Source organism: Sphingobacterium sp. MYb388 (genome assembly GCF_037479535.1).
Lineage (GTDB): Bacteria > Bacteroidota > Bacteroidia > Sphingobacteriales > Sphingobacteriaceae > Sphingobacterium > Sphingobacterium anhuiense.
Genome location: NZ_JBBGYV010000024.1, coordinates 1 through 1,270, shown reverse-complemented (window position 1 = coordinate 1,270; position 1,270 = coordinate 1). Strand labels below are relative to the sequence as shown.

Sequence of the window (1,270 nt, the reverse complement as noted above, 5' to 3'; positions counted from 1 at the left end):
TGGACTTGCAAATAAAATCAGCAGTATGAGTTAAGCAGTTTTTTTAAGATTTTGTTTTCTGCTGTTAAATTGCTCGATAGTAAGATTTCCTAGTTTAGAATGGCGACGCTCTCTATTGTACCAAATTTCAATATATTCGAATAAGTCAGTCTTCATTTGTTCCTTGGACACCAATTTGTTGCCATATATTTGTTCCGATTTCAATGTTTTAAAAAAGCTTTCTGCAACTGCATTGTCCCAACAATTACCTTTTCTACTCATACTTCGGGTTATGATTTTATAAGAATCTAATATCTTGCTGAATTTTTCGCATGCATATTGTGTCCCTCTATCCGAATGAAAAATCAGACCAGCAGACAATTTTCGATTCTTGATCGCCATTTTCCAAGCTGCCAGGGAAGTCTCTTGAGTACTCATTGTATCACTGATGCTCCATCCGATACATTTACGGTCATACAAATCAAGAATAGTGGTTAGATAAAGAAACCCTTCTTTGGTGTGGATGTAAGTGATGTCCGATACCCAAACTTTTGATGGTTCCGAAGCTGTGAATTCGCGATTTAATACGTTGTCCATTATTTTATGCGAATGTTTTGAATCTGTTGTAACCTTAAACTTTTTACCTATTTTACTGCGCAGGCCCATATTTCTCATATACTTAGCAACTGTAATTCTAGAAATCTTAACTCCATCATCCAGTAACTCAGCAGCTATTCTAGGACTTCCATACCGCTGTTTGTTCTTAAAGTAAATGATTTTTATCCTATTTTCAAGAATCTCAACTTTAGAATCATTAGGCTGTTTAGAGCCAATTTTCCAAGCATAGTAGCTTCTGGAACCAACTCCCATAACCTTACACATCTTTTCAATCGGATATATTCGTTGATTACTATTTATGAACTTATATATTATTGATCGCTCTTGGAAAAGATGCCTATGGCCTTTTTTAATATCTCAAGTTCAAGTTCTGAATCTTTAAGTTTTTTCTCTAAAATACTTATACGTTCCTGTTCGGGAGTCTGTTTCACATTGCCATTCCCGGGAAAACTCCCTGTTCCAAATTCTTCAGATTCTTTACGCCATTTATATAATTGGGCGGCTGATACACCTAATTCACGGGCAAGCTCAGAAATGTTTTTCCTGCTTTTACTTAACTCAACAGCACGTTCTTTAAATGTGCGGTCGATTTTTTTACGGACTTTTGTCATTATTTCAAAATTAAGATATTTATTGTTCTTAACTTCATCTGCCGACTAAGTTAGCAACTCCA

At 35.4% G+C, this 1,270-nt stretch carries 2 protein-coding genes; both read right to left on the bottom strand.

What is annotated here, in order from left to right; genetic code table 11:
• Positions 1 to 30: 30 nt before the first annotated feature.
• A complete protein-coding gene (locus WH188_RS26205; RefSeq protein WP_339424885.1) occupies positions 31 to 897 on the bottom strand; it encodes an IS3 family transposase in 867 nt (288 codons plus the stop codon).
• An 11-nt stretch (positions 898 to 908) separates the two neighbouring features.
• A complete protein-coding gene (locus WH188_RS26200; RefSeq protein ID WP_339424884.1) occupies positions 909 to 1,208 on the bottom strand; it encodes a transposase in 300 nt (99 codons plus the stop codon).
• Positions 1,209 to 1,270: the final 62 nt, after the last annotated feature.